Genomic DNA, 21,747 nt, shown 5'->3' on the forward strand with positions numbered 1-21,747 from the left:
CGATGTCACACCAAAACGAATGGCCCCTGTGGGAAGTCTTTATCCGAGGCCAACACGGCATGAGCCACCGGCACGTCGGCTCGTTGCACGCGGCGGATGCCGAGCATGCCATACGGAATGCGCGAGACGTTTATACGCGCCGCAACGAAGGCGTCAGTATCTGGGTGGTCGAGGCTGAAAAGATCACGGCCTCCAGCCCTTCGGACAAAGGGCCTCTGTTCGACCCATCCCGCGACAAAGTTTACCGGCACCCCACTTTCTACGATATTCCTGACGAAGTTGGGAAAATGTGATGCACGCGGCGCAAAAACCACTGCTCGAGTTTCTGCTGAGACAAGGCGACAACGCTTTGGTTCTGGGGCATCGAACCTCGGAATGGTGCGGGGTCGCTCCGATTTTGGAAGAGGATATCGCGCTGGCCAATATGGCCTTGGATCAGATCGGGCAAACCCAGTTGTGGCTGGGATATGCGGCTGAGGTCGAAGGGGCCGGACGCTCTGCCGACGATCTGGCGTTTCTACGTGACGTTTATGATTTCCGGAATTTGCTGATGCTTGAGGTCCCGAACGGCGATTTCGGGCGCACTCAGATGCGGCAATTCCTGTATGACGCCTTTCAAGTACCATGGTTGACGCAACTGGAAAATTCCACCGACACCCGAGTGGCTGAAATCGCCGCAAAATGCTTGAAAGAGGCCCTCTATCACTTGGATAGGTCTTCTCACACGGTAATCGCCTTGGGGGACGGCACCGCGGAAAGCAACAAGCGCATGGATGAAGCGCTTACTTTCCTGTGGCCGTATAGTGGTGAAGTCTTTGTCGATGACGAAACCGATCATGCCATGGCGGCAGCGGGTGTCGCGCCATTGCCTTCAGAAATAAAACCTCTGTGGCTTGAAACCGTACAGACGGTGCTGGCGCAGGCGTGCTTGACTTTGCCGGAAGGCGACTATGCCCAAAAAGGAGGGCGAACCGGATTTCGACACACTGAACACCTGGGCCATATGCTGGCCGTGATGCAAACCCTTCAACGCTCGTATCCAGGCGCAACGTGGTGACGATGATGGCGGTGACCGAGGCTCAGGTCTGGGATTGGCTCGACACCGTGCCTGACCCTGAAATCCCAGTCATCTCGGTTGTGGATCTGGGCGTGATCCGCGAGGTGCAGGTCGCGCAGGACCATGTGACTGTGACGATCACACCGACCTATTCCGGCTGCCCGGCCATGGCTGTTATCGCGCTGGACATCGAAACCGAACTTGCAAAAAACGGCATCGGCAAGCTGGACATTCAAACCCGCATCGCACCGGCGTGGACGACTGACTGGTTATCCGAAAAAGGCCGCGCCCGACTGGAAGAATTCGGGATTGCCCCACCCCAAGCTGCGGGTGGTCCCAAACGATGCCCCCATTGCAAATCCAAGCGGGTAGAAAAAATCAGCCAGTTCGGTTCGACCCCCTGCAAGGCCCAATGGCGATGTCAGGATTGCATGGAACCCTTCGACTATTTCAAGTGTATCTGAGGTCCCAATATGACCAACTTCCACCCTCTGAAAGTCACCGATATTCAAAAGACCATCCGCGACGCCGTCGTAGTCACTTTGCAAGCTGAAAACGTGGCAGAGTTTGGTTTTGCACCTGGTCAGTACCTGACGTTCAAAAGGGATTTCGAGGGCGAGGAACTACGCCGGTCATACTCTATCTGCGCGGCACCGCATGAAGGCATCCTGCAGGTTGGGATCAAAAGTGTGGATGGCGGGGCGTTCTCAACATGGGCCAATACCGAACTGCAGGTTGGGGACGTAATGGACGCCATGCCTCCCATGGGCAACTTTCATGCCGCAGTCGAAGACGACGCGCCGCACTATCTGGCGTTTGCTGGCGGCTCGGGCATCACTCCGGTCCTGTCCATTCTCAAGACCGCCCTGTCCGAGGACGCGTCTACGCGGTTCACTTTGGTCTACGCAAATCGCACACCAAATACGATCATGTTCCGGGAAGAGCTTGAGGACCTGAAAAACCGCTACCTTCATCGGCTGAACATCGTCCACGTTCTTGAGGATGACAGTCAGGACATTGAATTGTTCAAAGGCCGGGTCGATCAAACCAAATGCGCCGATCTGTTTCGACACTGGATCGACATTAAATCGGTCTCGATGGCTTACATCTGCGGGCCCGAGCCAATGATGCTGGCCATTTCACAGGCGCTTAAGGATCATGGATTGCGAAAGGACCAAATTCGTTTCGAACTTTTCGCGTCGTCTCAACCCGGGCGCGCCAGAAAACGCGCTGTCTCAAAAGCCGCCGAAACTGGCGGTGTCAAAGGTCGCGTCACATTGGGCGGAGAAACCAGAAGCCTTGTCATACCTAAAGACACAAGCTTGCTGGAAGCGGCTTTGGCCGAAAACTTGGATGCGCCCCACGCCTGTAAAGCGGGTGTTTGTTCGACCTGCAAGGCCAAGGTCCTTGAAGGTGAGGTTGAAATGGTCGCCAACCACGCCCTTGAGGATTACGAGGTTGAAGCCGGTTTTCTTCTGACCTGTCAGTGCTTTGCAGTGTCAGAGAAAGTTGTTTGGGATTATGATGAGGCCGGGCATTGAACGTTGCTTAACACTCCGGGCAAGCCCGCCACGGTGAAACGGGCAACCGTTTTGGCATATCCTTCGCGATCAGCACGTGTCGCCTTTGGATGCCACATGTAATACCAGTTCAGCATTCCGAACACAGACATGGTCACCTCACGCAGCAGGCTGCCATCGTCTTGCAGCTTGCCACCACTGATCGCGTTCAGAATGTTGCTCATCTGCGCTACCATGTCTTTTTGATAGGCTTTAAGCACCTTCTGCATATGCTCGGGCAGCAGAGAGACACCTTCGCTTTGAATGGTGTGTTCGTAATCCATCCCTTCATAGGCCAGCAGATATTCGCGCAGGATCAGATGCAACTGTTCTTCGGGTGGATACCCGTCCAGATCAATTGCGGAGACGCGGTTCTTCAACTCGGACAGATAGGTATCCAGAATGTCGAACAGCAGTGCTTCTTTGCTGTCATAATAGTGGTAAATATTCGCCTTCGATATACCCGCGGCTTTGGCGACTTGATTCATCGAAGCCCGTGCGATGCCTTCATGGGCGAACACATTGGCAGCCACCGCGAGGATGCTCTGACGCTTCTTGTCATGGTCCTTAGCGATCGTCCGCGCCACGGGTTTACTCCTTTGGCCTGTTGTCAACTACTCGACGGGCTTTGCCCTGGCTGCGCTCGACACTGCCCGGAGCACCAACGTTCACCGATGCGCCGATCCCTATGGTATCTTTAATCTTCTTGGACAAGGCCCCGGCAATACCTTCGCGCATGTCCTCTGGCGCGCCGGTTTCAACGCGTACCGTCATATCGTCCATCCGGCCCGTGCGGGACAGCTCTATCTGGAAATGCGGCGCCAGATCCGGGGCTGCCAGAACAAGCTCTTCGATCTGGGTCGGAAAGACGTTCACGCCCCTGAGGATGATCATGTCATCGGATCGGCCGGTGATTTTCTCCATTCTCCGCATTGATCGCGCCGTTCCGGGCAAAAGCCGCGTCAGATCGCGAGTGCGATAGCGGATCATTGGCATGCCCTCTTTGGTCAGCGTCGTAAAGACCAACTCACCCAACTCGCCATCTGGCAACACTTCACCCGTCTCCGGGTCAATGATTTCCGGGTAGAAGTGGTCCTCCCAGATATGCAGCCCGTCCTTGGTCTCGACGCACTCATTTGCAACGCCTGGCCCCATGATTTCGGACAGGCCATAGATGTCGACTGCATGCATGTCGAAGGCATCCTCAACCTCTGCCCTCATTGCGTTCGTCCAGGGTTCGGCGCCAAAGATTCCCACATCCAACGTGGAATCGCGCGGGTCGATACCAGCCGTGTGAAACTGCTCCAGTATGTTAAGCATATAGGACGGAGTGACCATGATCGTGCTGGGTTTGAAGTCCTGTATCAGCATCACTTGGCGTTCTGTCATACCGCCGGAAACCGGAACAACCGTGCAGTTCAGAAGCTCGGCCCCGTAATGCGCGCCCAACCCCCCTGTGAACAGGCCATAGCCATAGGCGATGTGCACTATTTCTCCTGGTTTGGTACCGCTGGCCCGCATGGATCGCGCCACAAGTCCGGCCCAGTTATCAATATCTTTCGGCGTATAGCCCACCACTGTTGGTTTACCCGTCGTCCCGGATGATGCATGGACCCGCACGATTTCTTCCCGAGCAACAGCGAAAAGCCCAAATGGATAGTTGGCACGCAGATCGTCTTTGTGAGTAAACGGGAATTTCGACAGGTCGCTTAGAGATCGCAGATCATCCGGATGGACCCCCGCCGCGTCGAACCGTTGGCGATACATCGGAACGTTTTCGTAAGCGTGGCGCAGAGACCATCTCAGACGGTCCAACTGCAGGCTTCTAATTTCGTCGATGGAAGCAATCTCTATCGGATCAAGCGTGTTTCGGGCTGGTGTTAGGTCTTTCATAAACTCCTCCGCTATTCCTCGAACACGTGACCGTGCACCGCCCGAGAGCAACCGCGAAACACTGCTACAACTGTGTTCGTCTGATTGACCACTGTCACATCATAAATACCGCTCCGCCCAGTCAGGCTGACCTCGGTTGCTGTTGCGGTCAGGCGATCGCCCAACTGACCGGGCGCGATGTAGGTAATTGAGTTGTGTTGCGCGACCGTCGATTGGTTCCGGCTGTTGCATGCAAACGCGAATGCACTATCGGCCAGCATATAGATCACGCCTCCATGACAAATGCCGTGCCCGTTGGTGTGGTGCTTTTCTACTGTCAGCGTCAGAACCGCCTGCCCTTCATCCACTGCTTCGATCTGCATTCCCACCCAAGGACTTGCCTGATCATTACCCCACATCGTTCGGGCCGCCTGTTCCGCACGTTCCTTGGGCGTCATAACTGTACCCTTGGGCTTTTGGCCGTATTCGTCACCACTACGATACCACACGCGAAGGCGATGATCGTCTTGTCCTGACAGCCAAGCTGTTTACGGCATAGGCGACTGGTGCAATGTGCTGCTGCCTCGCCTCACTGATCAAAACGTTGTGCGCAGCATTCGCGCAATTCAAGGCATCGCGAAAGGTACGGTGCATTTCATTGGTAAAATTGCTCATCTGATCAGGTCGATTCACAGTGAACCCGTCCCAACCTGCGTGTCGCGTGGCAAGCACTGTATACTCCTTGATCTTAAGCAACCTTCAATTTAAACATTTCATAAACCGTCCGGTTGGTCAATTAATGAACGACACCATTGTAGAGGTCCCGAAATGGCAGTTCAGAACGTTGAAAGTTATGTAGCCGGTCATTGGATTGGCTGTGACAGCGCCGCGCGGGATATCCACTCGGCGGTGACCGGAGATTTGATTGCACGGGCAGGCAACAGTGCTTTGGACACCGAAGCCATGCTGGAATATGCGCGTGCCAAAGGCGGTTCGGCGTTGAGGGCCATGACTTTCCATGATCGAGCCCGCATGCTGAAGGCACTTGCGCTGCATTTGGGCCAGCACAAAAAGGCACTTTATGACGCCTCTTTCGCGACCGGGTCTACGCACAAGGATCACCTGATCGACATTGATGGGGGGATCGGCACGTTGCTGGTCTTTGCCAGCAAAGGTCGGCGTGAGATGCCAGATGATACGATCTATCTGGACGGCAATATCGAGCAACTGTCCCGCAGTGGAACCTTTTTGGGGCAACATATCTGCACCTCGTTGACGGGCGCCGCTGTCCACATCAATGCGTTCAATTTTCCGGTCTGGGGCATGCTGGAAAAGCTTGCGCCCACCTTACTTGCCGGGGTGCCGGCAATCGTCAAACCGGCGACAGCCACCTGTTACGTAACCGAGTTATGTGTTCGCATCATGCTCGAAAGTGGCTTGTTGCCAGATGGTGCAGTACAGCTGATCTCGGGCGATATTGGTGCTCTGCTAGACGACGTCGGATCGCAAGATGTGATCAGCTTTACCGGCTCGGCGCAAACGGCTCTTAAACTGCGTAGCACACCGAGCATTTTGCATAACGCAACCCGTTTTATTGCCGAGCAAGACAGCCTGAATGCCTCAATTCTCGGACCCGATGCGGAAGTAGGCACGCCCGAATTCGACCTATTCATAAAGGAAATTACCCACGAGATGACGGCAAAGGCTGGGCAGAAATGCACTGCCATTCGTCGGATTATTGCGCCTGAACCACAGGTCGAAGCGGTGATTACAGCGTTGCGGGAAACCCTTGAGCGGACAATTATAGGCGATCCCTCGGACACGGCGACGCAGATGGGGCCGCTGGTCTCTCAGGCGCAACGCCGGGACGTTTTGCAGAAGGCCGCCCTGATCGAGCAGGATGCGACTCGCGTATTTGGCCACCCAGAAAAGTTTCAGGTTTCGGGTGCGGACCGCAAAAAAGGCGCGTTCGTGCCACCCATGCTGTTTTATTGCGAGACCCCAGATACAGCGCAATACGTTCATGATGTCGAAGCCTTTGGGCCGGTTTCGACCGTCATGCCTTACCGCGATCTTGATCATGCCCTTCGCCTGACCAACAAGGGCAAAGGCAGCCTTGTTGCCTCGGTCATCACCAACGACGGCGACTTTGCCCGACAAGCCGCCTTGGGTGCGGGCGCGTTTCACGGGCGACTGTACTTCAACAACCGACAATCTATGAACGAAAGCACGGGCCATGGCTCTCCGCTACCGCACATGGTGCATGGTGGCCCAGGACGCGCGGGCGGCGGCGAAGAGCTGGGAGGCGTTCGGGGCGTACTGCACTACATGCAGCGCACTGCGGTTCAGGGCAGCCCCGATATTCTGACGCGGATTAACCGAAAATGGACGGCCGGCTCAGCAGAAGTCACCCGCGATGCCCACCCCTTTACCCGCACCTTCCATGAACTGGAAATAGGTGAGACATTACACACCGCGTCCCGAGAAATCTCTTTGGCCGACATTGAAACTTTCGCACATTTCACCGGCGATACGTTCTATGCACACATGGACGAAGCTGCCGCGAAGCGGAACCCATTTTTCCCGGGACGGGTTGCACATGGGTATCTGTTACTCAGCTTCGCTGCGGGGTTGTTCGTGCAACCAGATGAAGGGCCAGTTCTGGCGAATACCGGGCTCGACAATCTGAGGTTCCTTAAGCCCGTGCAAGCCGGAGACAGCATTCAAGTTCATCTGACGGTCAAGCAGAAAACTCCGCGCAACCAAGACTACGGAGAGGTTCGCTGGCATGTGACACTGACAAACCAGAATGGCGACCGGGCAGCCGAGTACGATCTTCTGACAATGAATGCATATTCCCGCGGTTGAGCATCGGTTTTCCGTGGCCACACAAGACATTGGCATGATATCCAATAGGCCAGCCTGCGAACCGGCCATTTGGAAACCTAGATTTGAATTCAGCCGAAAAACTGATTGAAGAACTTGTTGCGCTAGAACCGATCAAGACCTGGTCGCTGATCGTTACCCTTTTCGGTGACATGAATGGCAAAGAAATTACAGGCAAAGACTTGGGGCTGCTACTTGGTCGTGTTGGGATCAAAACCGAAGCCATGCGTGTCGCCTTGCACCGCCTTAGAAAAGACGGCTGGATCGAGTCAACAAAATCGGGGCGCGAAGTTACCTATCGCCTATCTTCACATGGCCTATCAGAAACCCGGGCCGCCCATGAGGATGTATATCGTCAAGACGCCAAATACCCCGAAGGCTGGGTAACCTGCTGGGTTCGTCAAGGATTCGCAGCGCCACCCTTATCGATTCCAATCGACAAAGCGCTGGTTCTGATGCCCGCCTCAGCTGCTGCCAAAGCCGAAAACGTCGTGACGCTAAAGTTTGATGACTACCCTCCGCCCGAGTGGTTCTCGAGCGGTCTTGTGCAGGACAATGTTCTACGTCAGGCGTCGCGCATCTTTGACCTTGCAGCTTCTGCCGAAATTCATCGCATGCAATCCTTGCCCCAAGCTGCGATACGACTGATGCTTTTGCACCACTGGCGGAAAATGGCACTGCGCCCTGCAGTATGGGCCCATATTTCCCTAAACCCAAAAGGACCGCTGGCACTGTGCCACGGCAGGGTCACCGATCTACTGTCCGCGTTGCCCAACTTGTCGCCCGAACGATTTTCCCGATAACTCACGTTCCAATCTGAGTGGCTCCGCTAACTGTAACCGGGTCTTGATTGGTATTTCATCGCCGGTTAGGCCATGTTTTACCGATCAGTTAGGATTTGGATGCACAGTTGGTTCTCATCGAAGGTAGCCGCGTGACACACATGGGACGATCAATCTTGCGCACTGCGCTTGTGGCGATACTGTCGCTGGGTTCAGTGCCTGCGCTGGCGCAACCCGACATTTTGGTGCTGGGCGACAGTCAGATCTCTTTTGGGGCAGGAAAGGAATACACCCGGTTCTTCCAAGACTTGCCACAACGCTGCAATATGACAGCAGAACGCACTCGGTTGCTGGAAAAGCTTGGCGCACGTCAAACGGCTGCGATCGGTGTACGGTCCACCTCGTTGCAATCTTGGACATCCGTCAGCGGGCCGACACGCGGTGCAATCTGCGATGTAGACAAGAAATTTGGTGTTAACGCTGGTGCCTATGGGATCGATGGAAACCCTGATCGTGTTTTCATCCAGATCGGAAAAGGTCCATCTTATCAGTTCTGCAAACCCAAACAGACCGCGTTTGAGGCTATGTTTGCCGAAAACTACTATGATCCTGGCTTGTTGGTCCTGACTTTTCTGGGCAACTCGGCCGATCGCTGGGCAAACTCACCAGAAGCGGTCGCACAGGATGTGTCCAAGACTCTGGCACAGGTGCCCAAGGATATGCCTTGCGTCTTTATCTCAAGCGCGCCGGTCTACCTCAAAAAAACAAATGACAAGCGGATGAAAGCTCAAACGGCCATTGCCCGAGCGTTCGAGCGTGCCGATGCCCAGTGTATCGCCGTCGAAGGGTTCAATGCAAAGACGCGCGCGGCCATTGAGGGCAAACCAAAATATTTTCGCCGCAACGAAGCCGGTCGTGTCAAAGATCCGCATCATCCAAGTCCGGCTGCAATTCGCCAGTTTTTGAAGATCAACACGGTCGATTTCTGCGATGCGATCTTCGAAGCCCTGAAATAGAGAAACCGCATAAGGGGGAAACATGCAGTTTCTGAACAAAGCCGCGGGCATGGCCATTGCCCTTCTTTTGCAAGCACTTCCGGTCAGTGCCGAGCCGTTTGACTCGCCTGAAATACTGATCATCGGGGACAGTCAGATATCGTTCGGCTCGGGGCCTGCATTCCTGGAGTTCTTCAGTAATATCAAAACTCATTGCAAACCGAACGCCGAGCAAAAGCAGCATCTTGAGCAACTTGGAAAAATGCGGGTCGGTGTAATCGGCGTGCGCTCCAGCTCTATACCATCGTGGACGGCACGATCTGGCAAGGGTAAGGATACGATCTGCAAGGTTGATCCCAAATGGCGGGTTAATGCGGGGGCTTATGGTTTCGTAAACAAGTCCGGCAACAAATACGTCCAGATTGGCGAAGGGCGCGACTACCAGTTTTGTGCAGCAAACACGTCCCCGCTGGAAGAGATGTTGCGCGACGATTACTACGACCCAAAGCTGATCCTGATGTCTTTTCTGGGCAATTCCGCCAAACGCTGGGCCAACAGCCCCGAGGCTGCAATCCGCGATGTTCAAAAGTTGAAAACCCAGCTTCCACCTGACCTGCCCTGCATTTTCATGACCACCGCCCCGGCCTACAAAAAGAAAATAGTAGACCTGAGGTTGCGGGCGCAAAAGAACCTAATGGACGCCTTCAAAACATCAGGCTTGCGTTGTTCGTTTGTGCCGGGATCCACGCCGGAAACTGTCGCCGCCAATCAAGGGAACAAAGAGTATTTTCGTCTGAACAAAAAAGGCATGGTGAAAGATCCGTATCATCCGAACGAAGCTGCAGCCAAAAACTTCTTTGCCCTAGAAATGGATCAGATTTGTACGGCGATCTTCACGCAAATTTCGCCGACGAAGGAACAAAGCTGAATCCTAATCGTGCTCTTTAGCGCGACAGTCGAGTCAGCCGAAGGTCAAGAGAAAACATGCCCCGCGACTGGATGGGTCCAGGCTTAGGCGTCCACCGATCGCCTCGGCGGTTGCCGTCACAATATTCAAACCCATACCCGTCCCACCACTGTTTCTCCGCGTGGTGAAAAAGGGCTGCATTATCTTTCCTGCATTCCCATCGCTAACCCCCGTGCCGTTGTCTGCAACGCGCAGGGTGGTCGCATCGCTGCCTTGACCTGCTGTCAGAACGATTTCGCTGGCGTCGTGTTGTTGTGCATTTTCAAGCAAATGCGTCAGTATAATCCTTAGCGTTTCTTCAGCCACGGGCAGAGGGAGATCTCCGTTTTCGACTTGCACCGAAAGGTTGGGAAAGGTCTCGGTCACGAAGGGAACGACATCATCCAGACGGCAACTTCCGGTCAAAGCACTTTGATCGGCAAGGCTGAACGCACGCATATGGGCCAGCAAGTCCTCCATACGCTTGCCGCCTTTATCTACGGTATCCAGAAGCTTGTTCCGTTGTTCCACAGTCAAGCTGTTGTCCCGCAGCAGCTCGGTCGCACCTTTGAGGGCAGTCAGAGGAGACTTCAACTCGTGCGTGACATGGGCGGTATAGGTTTTTAGCGCGTCTTGTTTGTTTTGCAGACGTGTAGTGAGAGACTGAAAACTCTGACTCAGCTCCTCAATTTCGCGGGTTCCTAAATGCTCTGGTGGCTCCCACGCGTCAACGCCATAGCCTGCCGACTGCGTCCTTTCTATCAAAAGGCGGATGGGCCGTGTGATAAAGCGCCAGAACACAAACCCGATCAACGCAGTGGACAAAGCCACGAATACGGCCGCTTTCGCCAAATTAAAGCGCTCGCCATAAAGAAATCGGAAGATATGGTTTGGGGTCCGGCTCAGATAGACAGCCCCGATCTGCGCCTCTTCTACGAACACCGGCATCGCAACAAACACGCGAACACGGGCTGCCCTGCTGAGTGTATAGACCGCAGGCGTTCTGTCCTCGCGCAGACGCGTTCGAGCGACCGACGAGATGTTCCCCTGCATAGCTTCCTGTACTTCGGCCACCTGCCCCAGATTCTCTCCGAGTTCGGCGGTTCCGGCGAAGACATTTCCGAACGTATCCAGAAACCGATACCCCACCAGCGTTTGCGTCTGTGCGCCAGCCGCGATCCGCGATAAAGGAGCCGCTATTTGCTTATAAACGCGGCCGGGGTCCAGCTGCATTGCCTGCGCATCAGGGCGTGGAGGCAAAACTGTTTCCCGATTTACAGACAATGCTGGAAAGACTGCCCGATCGACCGAAATCGCGCCGCGCTTGGGCGGATCAAGCCCTGCTGCCTCAGCATATAGCTCGGAATAGGTCGCCGAGAGGACAGCAGCTTGTGTCAGCAGGCTTTCTTCGGTTTGCTGGACCAACTGGCTGTCGTAAAATCGGAACAATGCCAGCCCCGCAAACGGCAGACACAGAACAATCGCTAGAACAAGCAAGACAACAGTCCAGAGCTTGGGACGTTTTCTAGGCTTTACCCCGCCTTGCATGGTCCCATCCTCAGGCCAACACCATGCACGGTGATAATTCCGTCGGTGCAGCCGGCTTGTGACAGCTTGGCGCGGATATTGCGAATATGACTGTCTATTGTTCGGTCCGACACGTGGATGTTGTAACCGTACAGCGCATCCACCAACTGAGGTCGGGACATAACGTGATCCGGTCGAGACATCAAAGTTGCCAACAACCGAAGCTCTGATCCTGTCAATACCACCTGCTCTGCGCCGTACAGGCACGAATGGCGACGCGCATCCAGATTCAACTTCCCTTGCACGAGGACTTGTTCGGCCGGGGTGGCTGGCGGGACGCTGCGTTTGAGGATGGCTTTGATACGTGCCACCAGTTCGCGCGGGGAAAAGGGTTTGGTCAGATAGTCGTCTGCTCCGATCTCAAGCCCGACGACCCGGTCAACCTCATCATCCCGAGCCGTAAGAAACAGGATCGGGACATCAGAGGACTTGCGAATTTCGCGACACACTTCAAGCCCGTCACGTTCAGGCAGGCCGATATCCAATACGATCAGTTCAGGTTGCTCTTGTCGAGCAGCGTCAAGTGCGGCCAAACCGTCACTGGCAAACATCGTTTGAAAACCCGCGTTTTCAACTGCAAACCCTGTCACTTCAAGAATGTCCGGATCGTCGTCGACGATGAGAATACGTGCGGGCATCAAATAGGGTCCTCAGCTCTGAGCCTGATAATAGGCTTGGATGCGCCACCTGCGAAAGCCCCATTCTCGCCAGTTGGAAATGGCATCCTGGGACATGAGATAGTCCAGTCTTTTACCGCAAATACGCTCGCCGGTTTTGGCTTCAAAAGCGTGTATGGCAGGGTATGCATCGGGACCTAATCCGCAGATGTAGTAGGTATCGCGAAGCGCCAGATCCTGACCGTGCGTCAGGTTATAGCCAGCGATCAGGTGCGCGAAATTGACAAAGCAGCAAACATAGACTGTGACGACAACGGTGGCCAGGCACCGTCGCAATAGCCAATCAACTCCCAACCCTCGATGAACTTGAATGACCGTCAGCACCAAGCCGATCAATACAAGGCCCATCCAGATAAAGGCGGCAACGCGCAGATAAGTTAGTGCATACGCCTCGACATACAGCATTAGGCGGAAGGCTGCGGTCATCACCAAAAAGATATTCTGAGCCAACCAAAGATAAACCAGATTCCGCAGGACCCTATCCTGCGCGATCATGCTGCGTGTCAACAGGACGAATACCCCTGCTAGCAATGCCGTCACGACCAAAGGATAGGCACCGCGATGGGCATAGGAAGCATAAGTCATACCATCGGGCAAGGCGACACCGCCGGTAAAAATCCCGATATCCATACCTGTCTGCACTAAGAACAACAGGTTGAACAAAAACAGCGAATTCCGAACAGAAAGAGGGTTGATCAGAAATGTAACCCGTCCGGGCCCGGCCCTCTGGAAAGAGGGTTTTTGCGCTCCGGAACCTAACCAAGACTTACTAAGGTTCAAACACGCCCAAACTTGAGACCCGATCAGACACCAGAACAAGACGCGCAACCAAAAATCGGCTGTGAACAAATGAGTTGGGTCCAACCCTTGCAGGTAGCCTTCCAGAACTGGGTTTGCGGCGGCCAGCAGCATCAGGAAAATGATGCCCATCATGAAGGGAAGCACGGCCGAAGATGCCTGACGACGAATGCCCTTGCCCATATCTGCCTCAGGCAAATCACGCAGCGCGGCCCAACTCAGCAACAAGTTTCCGATTGTAGGCAATCGTATCGCAACCCTAAAAAACAAGCGTTCGTTCAACGGCAATCCGTAGACCGACCACCCCACCAGCAAAACCAACCCGGCCAGACTAAATAACACCGACAAGAATTGCAGGTCGATGCACAACGGCAAATTGCACACTAGGGCAAAGCCCATGGCCCCGACCCGCTCGCGCCGATTGGTCCGAGGGGTCTTCAATGCCACTATTGCTGCCGAAAGGATCATCGCAAACACGGCAAGAGAGATTCCAATCGGCTGGTGCCAGAACAGCCAATCTGCCAGTGTCACCAAAACGCCAAGCAAAGGTATCTTGTGCCCCATTCCAAGTGAGGAAAACAGCGATTTATCGCTTTGCGCCCGTGGGGTTGTTTGCGCGGATGTTGTCTCTGACATGCTTAGCCACCACGCATCTCGTTTAAGGCTATCCGGCACTCCGTGGATTATCAGCTCCTGCCTCATTACGCGCCTCCTGATTGCGGTTGTTCTTCCCATCAGGTTGACAGACGCAATTGCAGAGCTGGGGCAAGTCCTGAACAGGTTTTGAAAGGCTATTGTGCAGATTTTGCGCACACCTTTGACGACTCCACCCAGTTGACCAAACGATCAGACCCAGCGACGGTCGCGTGTCGACCACCAGATACAAACCAACAGTAGGACTTGAATAACTAGGCGTAAGTTCAGCTGCCATTCGGTAGCAAATGGGTAAAGCTCAGGGTTCAGTGACATATGAATGTTGGCCGGGGTCACGGCCAATGTCAGTAAAATCAGACAATTCCCAGCCAGTTGGCGGGCTTGCGGCAATAGAATGCCAATCGCCCCCAAGATTTCCAGAACTCCTGACACGTAAACCACCGCCAACGGCCAAGGAACATAAGGTGGCGTAATACTTAGGAAGAACTCTGACACGACAAAATGCCCGATCCCGCCGCAAAAAAACCAAAGGAAAACGAGCAAAAGACCCAAGTAATAAAATCTGACCATGTTCCCCTCAGACTCGCAAGCGTATCGGTTGTCGGGAAACCGCCAGGCATTGGGGAACTCCAAGCTGAACCAAGTCGGTTTGAGGCAACGTCATTGTAGGTCCAAGCTGTTTGCGACAATGGCACAGGACCTATTTTCATCGATAAATGTCCGCAACCGGAGGCCACAGTAAATTGAACACCAAAACCACTGATCAAACGACGCTTGGCAGAGCTTTTTATCGCATGAAAACCTGACTACCATGCTGCCTGAGCAACCACTACCGCGGGACTGACCAATGAAAGCCGTTCTCTACGAAAATTTCTCGCAGCCTCCTAAGCTGGTCACAATAAGCGACCCCTCACCGAATGCAGATGGTGTTGTGATCCGCGTTGAGGCGTCGGGTGTATGCCGCTCGGACTGGCACGGTTGGATGGGGCATGACGACGATATCGAATTGCCACATGTCCCCGGCCACGAACTGGCCGGCGTTGTGGAAGCCACAGGCGTAAACGTCAAGAAATGGAAACCAGGTGACAGGGTAACAGTCCCCTTTGTCGCAGGCTGCGGCTCTTGCCCGGAATGCCACGCGGGACATCAACAAGTGTGTCTGGATCAACATCAACCCGGCTTTACGTACTGGGGCTCATTCGCCGAATATGTTGCGGTTCATCAGGCCGATCTAAACCTTGTTGCTTTGCCCGAGGGCATGGAATTTGCAACCGCGGCCAGTCTTGGTTGCCGCTTTGCGACGTCGTTTCGCGCCGTTGTCGATCAAGGGAAAGTCGGCGCAGGTCAATGGGTCGCCATTCACGGGTGCGGCGGGGTCGGTCTGTCTGCCGTGATGATCGCCAGCGCGTTGGGCGCTCAGGTCATTGCCGTGGATATTGATGACCGAAAGCTTGACCTAGCTCGGAACCTGGGCGCGGTAACCGCAATCAATGGCACCGGGACAGATGTCGCAGCAGAAGTTATCGAATTGACCCGTGGCGGTGCTCATGTCTCAGTTGACGCACTGGGACATCCGGCGACCTGCTTCAATTCCATCCAGAACCTACGACCCCGAGGGAAACATGTGCAGGTTGGGCTTATGCTGGGCGAACAAGCGCAACCTCAGGTGCCAATGGCAAAAGTTATCTCGAATGAGCTTGAAATCTTTGGCTCTCACGGGATGCAGGCCCATCGATACGGCGCGATGTTGGAAATGATCGCTTGTGGCAAGCTAGCGCCAGAAAAACTGGTAGGCAAAACGATCAACCTGTCTCAGGCGCCGCAGGCCTTGATGGAAATGGACCGCTTTCAGTCCATCGGTGCGACAGTCATCACTGATTTCGACCATTAACGCGACTAGCTCTTGTCGATAAAAACGGATTGTTATCACCAAGATTCTTGTGTGATCAGATAGATATAGGCCATAGTCTTGCTCAACCCGGTTGCGAACGCAGTGGAACCGAGTGGGAGGAGTTTTGAAAGAAAGGCATTATACAGCCGCAAAACTGAATGCGGCGCTTCGGGTATTGGATCGCTATCAGATTCAATCTGATGGTGTTTTCGAACGAACAGATATCGACCGAACTCGCTTAAAAGACACAGAGTATCGTGTCTCGCTGCGTCAGATCATCGATGTGCTGAATAATATCGCGCAGCAGCGCTGGCACCCCGAATTACCTTACGATATCGGAAGAAACCTCCACATCTCGGATTACGGGCTTTATGGATATGCTGTTCTAAGCAGCACAAGATACCGGGATACTGTAGATTTCGCGCAGAGGTTTCACTATCTTGCGGCGCCTACAGCCGAAATGTCCTTTGACTTTGATAAGGACAACCCCGGTTGGGAATTTGAACCGGTCTCGGTGATCGAACAATCGCCTGACTTCTATTCCTTTCTGACCAATCTGCAGGCCGGAATATTTGCCTCACTGCATCAGGACGTGATTGGTCAGGATTTCCAGTGCAATTTGCTTGAGTTGCGATACCCAAGGGACAGTTATTACACCATTCCGGCACACGCCGCAGATGTCATCAAATTCTCGGCTGAGAAGAACCGGTATAGTGTTCCTCCCAAATGGATGGACCAAAGATTGGAACTGGGAAACCGGATGACCTTTCAGCAAATCGTCCAGATTTGCGAACAGGAGTTGTCCGAATTGCTCAGCCGCGATGAGGGGCGCGTGTCTGGAGAAGTTCGAAAAGCGCTTGTTCAAAGCCTCTCTTTTGGGGCCAATATGGAACTGATTTCACGTCAGATTGGATTGACTAGCCGAACCCTGCGCCGCCATCTGAAACGAGAAAACACGACGTTCAGCGATATCGTCGATTCCACGCGGTCTGAACTAGCACTTCGGTATCTTCGGGATGCCGAACTCAGCACACAGGAAATCGCCTATGTGCTAGGTTTCTCAGATTCTGCCAGCTTCGTGCGCGCCTTCAGAAGGTGGGCAGGAAAAACACCGAAACACTATAGGGTCGGTTTCTGAAGGCGGAATCTGACGCTACGTTGTCCTCGATTGTCAATCTTATGACCCGATGTGGGGTTTACGCACTGGGGTCGACTGGCAATATTTTCCACTAAGTCGAAACATCCGCAGATCAGTCTTTCTGTTGGGTATCGAGTTGTTGCTGGCTAGGAGAGAGGCTGGGGCATCCGAGAAACGGCCGGAGGATAACTATGTAATTGCTACGAACAAAACCTCATCCAACAAATTGGCTTGGCTTTAAGAGTTTGTTCTTGCCGGGAAATCCCGAGTGGCGGGCGCACCCTGGTCCGAACCGGATCAGCTTATGCACTAATCCTCGCGCCACATATAACCCGCAAAAGAGCAGGTAAACTGGAAGGAAATCTATGCAGTTCGATTACGTCATAGTAGGTGGCGGCTCCGCCGGGTCGGTTCTTGCCGCACGCCTTAGCGAAGATCCGAAAGTTTCGGTTTGCCTGCTCGAAGCCGGCGGGGGTGGCAACGATATATTCGTACGTATGCCTATGGCAGTCGCAGCCATGGTCCCAAGCAAGCCGATAAAGATCAACAATTGGAGCTTTGAAACGGTCGAACAACCCGGCTTGAACGGGCGCAAGGGCTATCAGCCGCGCGGGAAGTGTCTGGGCGGGTCCAGTGCGATCAATGCCATGCTTTATGTCCGCGGCCAACGAGAGGATTACGATGCTTGGGCCGATCTGGGCTGCGAAGGATGGGATTGGGACAGTGTGTTGCCCTATTTCCGAAAAGCCGAAAGCAATGAACGCGGCGAAGATGACATGCATGGCGGCAGCGGACCGCTGCAGGTGTGTGACCAGAAATCCATCCATGTTTTATCTGAAGCCTTTGTTGATGCCGCCACGCAGTTGCAACATCGCAGAACTCGCGATTTCAACACGGGCGACAACGAAGGGGTTGGATTTTATCAGGTCACACAGTTCTTTGAAAAAGACAAAAACGGTGAACGCTGCTCGGCGGCCGCGGGCTATGTGTTTCCCAATGCCGACAGACCCAACCTTACGATTGTGACCCGCGCTCATGCACGTCGCGTCACCTTTGAGGGGAAACGTGCCACAGGCGTGATTTATCAACACAAAGGCCAAGACATTACGATTACCGCAAAACATGAAGTCTTACTTTGTGGGGGGGCCTTTCAGTCGCCGCAACTGTTGCAACTGTCTGGGATCGGTAATGGTGCAGATCTGTCCAAGTTGGGCATTCAGGTCAGACATGATCTACCGGGCGTCGGCCAGAATTTGCAGGACCACCTGGATTTTATTCTTGGCTACAAGACCAATCGGCACGACAACCTTGGGATCAGTTTGAGAGGCGGTATCCACATCGTCCGCGAAATCCTGCGGTGGCGCAAAGACGGAGTTTCTCTTGCCGCGTCACCCGTTGCCGAAGCTGGCGCATTCTTAAAGACCGATCCGGCGCTGGACCGGCCGGATATTCAGTTTCACTTTGTGCCAGCCTTACTCGACGACCACGGGCGCAAACAACATCTGGGACACGGCTACAGCTGTCATGTCTGCCAAGTACGACCGTACAGCCGCGGCTCGGTCTTTTTGCATAGCACGAACGAGCTGGCTGCACCGGGTATTGATCCATCTTTCCTGTCCGATCCTCGCGACATAAAAGTCATGGTCAAAGGCGCGAAGATGATGCGCGACGTCCTTGAGACAGAAACTATGACCCAACACCGAAAAAAAGAGATGTTCGGATCTGATAAATTGAGGACTGATGAAGATTGGGAAAACCACATCCGGTCTCGCGCAGACTCAATCTATCACCCCGTCGGCACTTGTAAAATGGGCGTGGATGAGATGTCGGTCGTTGACCCTGAACTACGCGTGCATGGGATTCAGGGGTTACGTGTAGTTGACGCTTCGGTCATGCCCAATCTGGTGTCCGGGAACACCAACGCCCCTACGATTATGATCGCCGAGCGCGCCTCGGATCTGATTAAGGCTGCCCGCGCAGCCTGATATCTGAGTCCAAAAGGCACTGGTCGAAACGCGGACCTGTGCCGGAACTCACTCGTGCATAATTCTAACGCTGAACCGAGACTTTCACGTCATAGGCCGTCTTGAATATCTCTGGCATTCGTGTGGGGCGACCGGTGCTCAGTTTGGTGCATACGTAGTGGGATTTTGCCCGCAGGATCGTTTTCATGTCTTGCAACCGGATCACCTGAAAAGACCGGCTGGCGCGCAACCGTTGGTCGTTGGCAGAGATCCAGTTGTAAACAACGATCTCATCTCCCAGAAAAGCAGACGCGATGTAGTCGATCTCGTGACGCGCGGCCGCCATGCCGCGGTCTAGCTCCAGGCAGGCACGTTCACCCAACCCCACGGCTCGCGTGTGCTCCCATACTGTCGCGTCCAGCCACTTCAAATAAACGGCATTGTTGACATGGTTAAAGCCATCGAGATCGTCTTTCGTTACGACAAAGCGTTTCCAAAACGCATCAGGACAATCTGACAAGGTCGACAGGTCTTGGTCGTGACGGGCATTCATGAAATAGCCTTTGCGTTCAAATAGGGTTCCAGACTTTTGTGGTAGAACACGTCAGGAAACAAGACCCAGTACCCGATAGTTTTGATACATCTTAGCTAAGCACCTACACGATGCCTTTACCCGCAGTCAAAACGCTGGTTACATCTCGATCACGCGCTGCAATTGCGCGTAGCGATCGCCCAGTTGATGGTCGATCATTACCAATCGTTTGGCATAATGTGATCCCGGGTATTCCCATGTCATTCCGATACCCCCATGCAACTGAATACTTTCTTCGGCGATCATGGTGCCTGCACGTCCAATGAGGTTTTTCGCCATGGCGACGTATTTTTCAGCTTGATCGGTTCCCAGCTTACTGGCCGCCAGAATAGTAATCGACCGACATTGTTCGATCTCGATTGCCATATCTACAGCGCGATGCTGCAACGCCTGAAAGCTGGCGATTGGGCGTCCGAACTGTTTTCGCTGTTTCAAGTATTCCACAGTCATGTCGACAAGAACCTGCATAACGCCAACCGCCTCGGCACAGAGTGCCAGACGGCCCGCATCCAAACTCGCTTTGATGCTCTGGGTTGCGTCTTCGACCAGACAGGTGGCCGGAGTATTGTCCAAAATCAACTCGCCTGCACCGCCACCGTCAATCATGGCATAGTCGATGGTCTCGGGCGTCTCGACCAGAAACAGCCCGATTTCCGCTTCGACACGCGCTGCCACCAGTACGCCATCTGCGCCGGGCAAGCCGTACACCACAGATTTTCGACCGTTCAGAACCCAACCCTCATCAGACTTGTCAGCACTTGCCCGGATCAAAGAAAGACCATCAGCATCCGGCTCGAACACCGCAAAGGCGAACCTTCTGGTGCCCATGATCATCTCATCAACCAACGTCTGCGCCCCGCAATCGGCAGCGACACGCGCGCTCATCAACGCGGCCAGCATCGGCTCGGGGCACAGGCCCCGTCCCAGTTCCTCGAAAACGGTGGCTATATCGAAACCAGTGCCACCGAAACCGCCTTTGTCTTGGGCCACAAAAGCGGCGATCAGGCCCAGTTCTGACAATTCCTCCCATTTCTCAGCAGAATGGTACGGAGCGGACGCAGTCGCTGCGGCCCGGACTTTGAAATCATATTGGTCCGCCAAATAGCGGCGCACAGTATCGGACAGCATCTGGCGGTCTTCGGTCAGGTTGAAATCCATGTGTCAGCCTCCAAAAAGATCTTTGGCGATAATGTTGCGCTGAATCTCGTTTGACCCACCAAAGATCGAAAGCTTGCGGTTGTTGAAGTAACTGGCTGCAGCACGCGCTGCTTCTTCGGGCACGGACAGCACGTTCTCTGGCAACTCATCTGCAGGGAATGGGGCAGCCGCAGACCCAAGCGCTGAACGGGTCAAGCTTAGAATTCGTTGGCGGATCACGGTTCCCTTGATCTTGAGCATCGAGCTTTGTGTTCCGGATGCAGCACCTTCTTTGGCCGCCGACAGCATACGCAGGTTCATAATTCTCAGCGCCTCGAGGTCAATTTCGACCTCGGTCATTTCCGCCGCAAACAACGGATCCTGGGACAATGGCCTGCGCCCCCGAACAAGGGTTTGGGACAGCATTTTCAGCTTATCAAGGTCGCGGGTGGAAAACCCGACACCCGCAATATTTGTCCGCTCATGTGTCAGAAGGTATTTGGCGATGGTCCAACCTTTGTTTTCCTGACCGACCAGATTGGCCACGGGCACATGCACGTCGGTAAAGAACACCTCGTTCACCTCGTATCCGCCTTCCAACAATCGGATCGGACGCAGTTCAACCCCCGGTGTGTCCATATCGACCAGAACGAAGCTGATACCTTCCTGCGGTTTCCCTTCATTCGACGTCCGCACGAGGCAGAAAATCTTGTTGGCATACTGCCCCAGCGTCGTCCATGTTTTCTGCCCGTTGATTACATAGGCGTCACCTTCCCGCACAGCACGGGTCTTGAGGCTAGCAAGGTCGGAGCCCGCGCCGGGCTCGGAATAGCCCTGACACCACCAATCTGAGCCATCCAGAATACGTGGTAAAATTTCAGCTTTTTGGGCTTCGGTTCCGAACTTGATCAGAACCGGCCCTAACATGTTCAGGCCGAAGGGAACTGTACGAGGGGCATTGGCCAGAGCGCATTCTTCCTCGAATATATGGCGCTCGACCGCACCCCACCCGGTGCCGCCATATTCCAAAGGCCACGTTGCAGCCAACCAGCCTTTTGTGTTCAGCTTCGCATGCCAATCTTCCATATCCGCTTTGCTTAAAGCTGCAGAATTACGGTTTTTTCGAACAAGATCATCAGACAGGTTATCATCCAGAAACGCGCGTACCTCTGCACGAAACGCTTCTTCTTCCGGGGTAAATCTCAGGTCCAT

At 54.1% G+C, this 21,747-nt stretch carries 21 protein-coding genes; 11 read left to right on the forward strand and 10 right to left on the reverse strand.

Features of this window, described 5'->3' with window-relative positions:
• Positions 1-2: 2 nt before the first annotated feature.
• From paaB to ACR0DX_RS19800, 4 genes are read left to right on the forward strand one after another with little or no spacing between them, the layout of a single operon-like run.
• Complete coding sequence (paaB, locus tag ACR0DX_RS19785) at positions 3-293, forward strand: 1,2-phenylacetyl-CoA epoxidase subunit PaaB (RefSeq protein ID WP_170356441.1); 291 nt, start codon at positions 3-5, stop codon at positions 291-293.
• Positions 293-1,057, forward strand: a complete 765-nt coding sequence (gene paaC / locus ACR0DX_RS19790; protein ID WP_170356442.1) for a 1,2-phenylacetyl-CoA epoxidase subunit PaaC — start codon at positions 293-295, stop codon at positions 1,055-1,057. Before paaB ends, paaC begins: the two co-directional genes overlap by 1 nt.
• 2 nt (positions 1,058-1,059) lie before the next feature.
• The gene (paaD, locus tag ACR0DX_RS19795) at positions 1,060-1,521 is read left to right on the forward strand and encodes a 1,2-phenylacetyl-CoA epoxidase subunit PaaD (protein ID WP_170356502.1); all 462 of its coding nucleotides are present in this window, start codon (positions 1,060-1,062) and stop codon (positions 1,519-1,521) included.
• Between the two features lie 9 nt (positions 1,522-1,530).
• Complete coding sequence (locus ACR0DX_RS19800; protein ID WP_480847128.1) at positions 1,531-2,598, forward strand: 2Fe-2S iron-sulfur cluster-binding protein; 1,068 nt, start codon at positions 1,531-1,533, stop codon at positions 2,596-2,598.
• Here ACR0DX_RS19800 and ACR0DX_RS19805 read toward each other — a convergent pair.
• From ACR0DX_RS19805 to paaI, 3 genes are read right to left on the reverse strand one after another with little or no spacing between them, the layout of a single operon-like run.
• Positions 2,577-3,203: a TetR/AcrR family transcriptional regulator gene (locus ACR0DX_RS19805; RefSeq protein WP_170356444.1), complete on the reverse strand. Its 627-nt coding sequence runs from the start codon at positions 3,201-3,203 to the stop codon at positions 2,577-2,579. The genes ACR0DX_RS19800 and ACR0DX_RS19805 overlap by 22 nt on opposite strands.
• Before the next feature lie 4 nt (positions 3,204-3,207).
• Positions 3,208-4,509 (reverse strand): phenylacetate--CoA ligase PaaK, encoded by a 1,302-nt coding sequence (paaK, locus tag ACR0DX_RS19810; RefSeq protein WP_170356445.1) that lies wholly within the window; start codon positions 4,507-4,509, stop codon positions 3,208-3,210.
• A gap of 11 nt (positions 4,510-4,520) precedes the next feature.
• On the reverse strand, positions 4,521-4,946 hold the full coding sequence (paaI, locus tag ACR0DX_RS19815; protein ID WP_170356503.1) for a hydroxyphenylacetyl-CoA thioesterase PaaI: 426 nt from the start codon (positions 4,944-4,946) through the stop codon (positions 4,521-4,523).
• Positions 4,947-5,316: 370 nt separating this feature from the next.
• Here paaI and paaZ point away from each other — a divergent pair, with 370 nt between their 5' ends.
• The 4 genes from paaZ (at position 5,317) to ACR0DX_RS19835 (ending at position 10,079) form a co-directional block, all read left to right on the forward strand.
• The gene (gene paaZ / locus ACR0DX_RS19820; RefSeq protein ID WP_480847131.1) at positions 5,317-7,356 is read left to right on the forward strand and encodes a phenylacetic acid degradation bifunctional protein PaaZ; all 2,040 of its coding nucleotides are present in this window, start codon (positions 5,317-5,319) and stop codon (positions 7,354-7,356) included.
• Positions 7,357-7,439: 83 nt separating this feature from the next.
• Complete coding sequence (locus ACR0DX_RS19825; RefSeq protein WP_170356447.1) at positions 7,440-8,177, forward strand: hypothetical protein; 738 nt, start codon at positions 7,440-7,442, stop codon at positions 8,175-8,177.
• Positions 8,178-8,308: 131 nt separating this feature from the next.
• Entirely contained in the window at positions 8,309-9,172 is an 864-nt protein-coding gene (locus ACR0DX_RS19830; RefSeq protein WP_480847134.1) for an SGNH/GDSL hydrolase family protein, read from the forward strand.
• 22 nt (positions 9,173-9,194) lie between these two features.
• Positions 9,195-10,079 carry an SGNH/GDSL hydrolase family protein gene (locus ACR0DX_RS19835; RefSeq protein WP_170356449.1) on the forward strand — a complete coding sequence of 295 codons (885 nt, stop codon included), beginning with the start codon at positions 9,195-9,197 and terminating at the stop codon, positions 10,077-10,079.
• 33 nt (positions 10,080-10,112) lie between these two features.
• Here the strand turns inward: ACR0DX_RS19835 and ACR0DX_RS19840 are convergent, their stop codons facing one another.
• The 4 genes from ACR0DX_RS19840 to ACR0DX_RS19855 form a co-directional block, all read right to left on the reverse strand.
• Positions 10,113-11,645: a sensor histidine kinase gene (locus ACR0DX_RS19840; RefSeq protein ID WP_170356450.1), complete on the reverse strand. Its 1,533-nt coding sequence runs from the start codon at positions 11,643-11,645 to the stop codon at positions 10,113-10,115.
• Positions 11,630-12,322: a response regulator transcription factor gene (locus tag ACR0DX_RS19845; RefSeq protein WP_170356451.1), complete on the reverse strand. Its 693-nt coding sequence runs from the start codon at positions 12,320-12,322 to the stop codon at positions 11,630-11,632. The genes ACR0DX_RS19840 and ACR0DX_RS19845 overlap by 16 nt, the downstream gene beginning before the upstream one ends.
• A gap of 12 nt (positions 12,323-12,334) precedes the next feature.
• The gene (locus tag ACR0DX_RS19850; RefSeq protein WP_170356452.1) at positions 12,335-13,861 is read right to left on the reverse strand and encodes a DUF4153 domain-containing protein; all 1,527 of its coding nucleotides are present in this window, start codon (positions 13,859-13,861) and stop codon (positions 12,335-12,337) included.
• A gap of 144 nt (positions 13,862-14,005) precedes the next feature.
• On the reverse strand, positions 14,006-14,383 hold the full coding sequence (locus ACR0DX_RS19855; protein ID WP_170356453.1) for a DoxX family protein: 378 nt from the start codon (positions 14,381-14,383) through the stop codon (positions 14,006-14,008).
• A 277-nt stretch (positions 14,384-14,660) separates the two neighbouring features.
• On the opposite strand from ACR0DX_RS19855, the gene ACR0DX_RS19860 reads away from it, so the two are divergent.
• From ACR0DX_RS19860 to ACR0DX_RS19870, 3 genes are all read left to right on the forward strand, one after another.
• The gene (locus tag ACR0DX_RS19860) at positions 14,661-15,704 is read left to right on the forward strand and encodes a zinc-dependent alcohol dehydrogenase family protein (RefSeq protein ID WP_170356454.1); all 1,044 of its coding nucleotides are present in this window, start codon (positions 14,661-14,663) and stop codon (positions 15,702-15,704) included.
• A gap of 124 nt (positions 15,705-15,828) precedes the next feature.
• Complete coding sequence (locus ACR0DX_RS19865; protein ID WP_480847138.1) at positions 15,829-16,842, forward strand: helix-turn-helix domain-containing protein; 1,014 nt, start codon at positions 15,829-15,831, stop codon at positions 16,840-16,842.
• Positions 16,843-17,207: 365 nt separating this feature from the next.
• Positions 17,208-18,827 (forward strand): choline dehydrogenase, encoded by a 1,620-nt coding sequence (locus tag ACR0DX_RS19870; RefSeq protein WP_170356456.1) that lies wholly within the window; start codon positions 17,208-17,210, stop codon positions 18,825-18,827.
• A gap of 64 nt (positions 18,828-18,891) precedes the next feature.
• Here the strand turns inward: ACR0DX_RS19870 and ACR0DX_RS19875 are convergent, their stop codons facing one another.
• The 3 genes from ACR0DX_RS19875 to ACR0DX_RS19885 all read right to left on the reverse strand — a co-directional run bounded on the left by ACR0DX_RS19875 (position 18,892) and on the right by ACR0DX_RS19885 (position 21,747).
• On the reverse strand, positions 18,892-19,359 hold the full coding sequence (locus ACR0DX_RS19875) for an acyl-CoA thioesterase (protein ID WP_170356457.1): 468 nt from the start codon (positions 19,357-19,359) through the stop codon (positions 18,892-18,894).
• Positions 19,360-19,497: 138 nt separating this feature from the next.
• The gene (locus ACR0DX_RS19880) at positions 19,498-20,556 is read right to left on the reverse strand and encodes an acyl-CoA dehydrogenase family protein (RefSeq protein WP_170356458.1); all 1,059 of its coding nucleotides are present in this window, start codon (positions 20,554-20,556) and stop codon (positions 19,498-19,500) included.
• Positions 20,557-20,559: 3 nt separating this feature from the next.
• Positions 20,560-21,747: an acyl-CoA dehydrogenase family protein gene (locus ACR0DX_RS19885; RefSeq protein WP_170356459.1), complete on the reverse strand. Its 1,188-nt coding sequence runs from the start codon at positions 21,745-21,747 to the stop codon at positions 20,560-20,562.

Source organism: Ruegeria sp. D3 (assembly GCF_056534465.1).

Excerpts from the sequence above, each read along its gene's own strand:
- paaB (WP_170356441.1), top strand. The coding sequence starts at position 3 with ATGTCACACCAAAACGAATGGCCCCTGTGGGAAGTCTTTATCCGAGGC.
- paaC (WP_170356442.1), top strand. The coding sequence starts at position 293 with ATGCACGCGGCGCAAAAACCACTGCTCGAGTTTCTGCTGAGACAAGGC.
- paaD (WP_170356502.1), top strand. The coding sequence starts at position 1,060 with ATGATGGCGGTGACCGAGGCTCAGGTCTGGGATTGGCTCGACACCGTG.
- ACR0DX_RS19800 (WP_480847128.1), top strand. The coding sequence starts at position 1,531 with ATGACCAACTTCCACCCTCTGAAAGTCACCGATATTCAAAAGACCATC.
- paaK (WP_170356445.1), bottom strand. The coding sequence starts at position 4,509 with ATGAAAGACCTAACACCAGCCCGAAACACGCTTGATCCGATAGAGATT.
- paaI (WP_170356503.1), bottom strand. The coding sequence starts at position 4,946 with ATGACGCCCAAGGAACGTGCGGAACAGGCGGCCCGAACGATGTGGGGT.
- paaZ (WP_480847131.1), top strand. The coding sequence starts at position 5,317 with ATGGCAGTTCAGAACGTTGAAAGTTATGTAGCCGGTCATTGGATTGGC.
- ACR0DX_RS19835 (WP_170356449.1), top strand. The coding sequence starts at position 9,195 with ATGCAGTTTCTGAACAAAGCCGCGGGCATGGCCATTGCCCTTCTTTTG.
- ACR0DX_RS19840 (WP_170356450.1), bottom strand. The coding sequence starts at position 11,645 with ATGCAAGGCGGGGTAAAGCCTAGAAAACGTCCCAAGCTCTGGACTGTT.
- ACR0DX_RS19845 (WP_170356451.1), bottom strand. The coding sequence starts at position 12,322 with ATGCCCGCACGTATTCTCATCGTCGACGACGATCCGGACATTCTTGAA.
- ACR0DX_RS19850 (WP_170356452.1), bottom strand. The coding sequence starts at position 13,861 with ATGAGGCAGGAGCTGATAATCCACGGAGTGCCGGATAGCCTTAAACGA.
- ACR0DX_RS19855 (WP_170356453.1), bottom strand. The coding sequence starts at position 14,383 with ATGGTCAGATTTTATTACTTGGGTCTTTTGCTCGTTTTCCTTTGGTTT.
- ACR0DX_RS19860 (WP_170356454.1), top strand. The coding sequence starts at position 14,661 with ATGAAAGCCGTTCTCTACGAAAATTTCTCGCAGCCTCCTAAGCTGGTC.
- ACR0DX_RS19870 (WP_170356456.1), top strand. The coding sequence starts at position 17,208 with ATGCAGTTCGATTACGTCATAGTAGGTGGCGGCTCCGCCGGGTCGGTT.
- ACR0DX_RS19875 (WP_170356457.1), bottom strand. The coding sequence starts at position 19,359 with ATGAATGCCCGTCACGACCAAGACCTGTCGACCTTGTCAGATTGTCCT.
- ACR0DX_RS19880 (WP_170356458.1), bottom strand. The coding sequence starts at position 20,556 with ATGGATTTCAACCTGACCGAAGACCGCCAGATGCTGTCCGATACTGTG.
- ACR0DX_RS19885 (WP_170356459.1), bottom strand. The coding sequence starts at position 21,747 with ATGGACCTGAGATTTACCCCGGAAGAAGAAGCGTTTCGTGCAGAGGTA.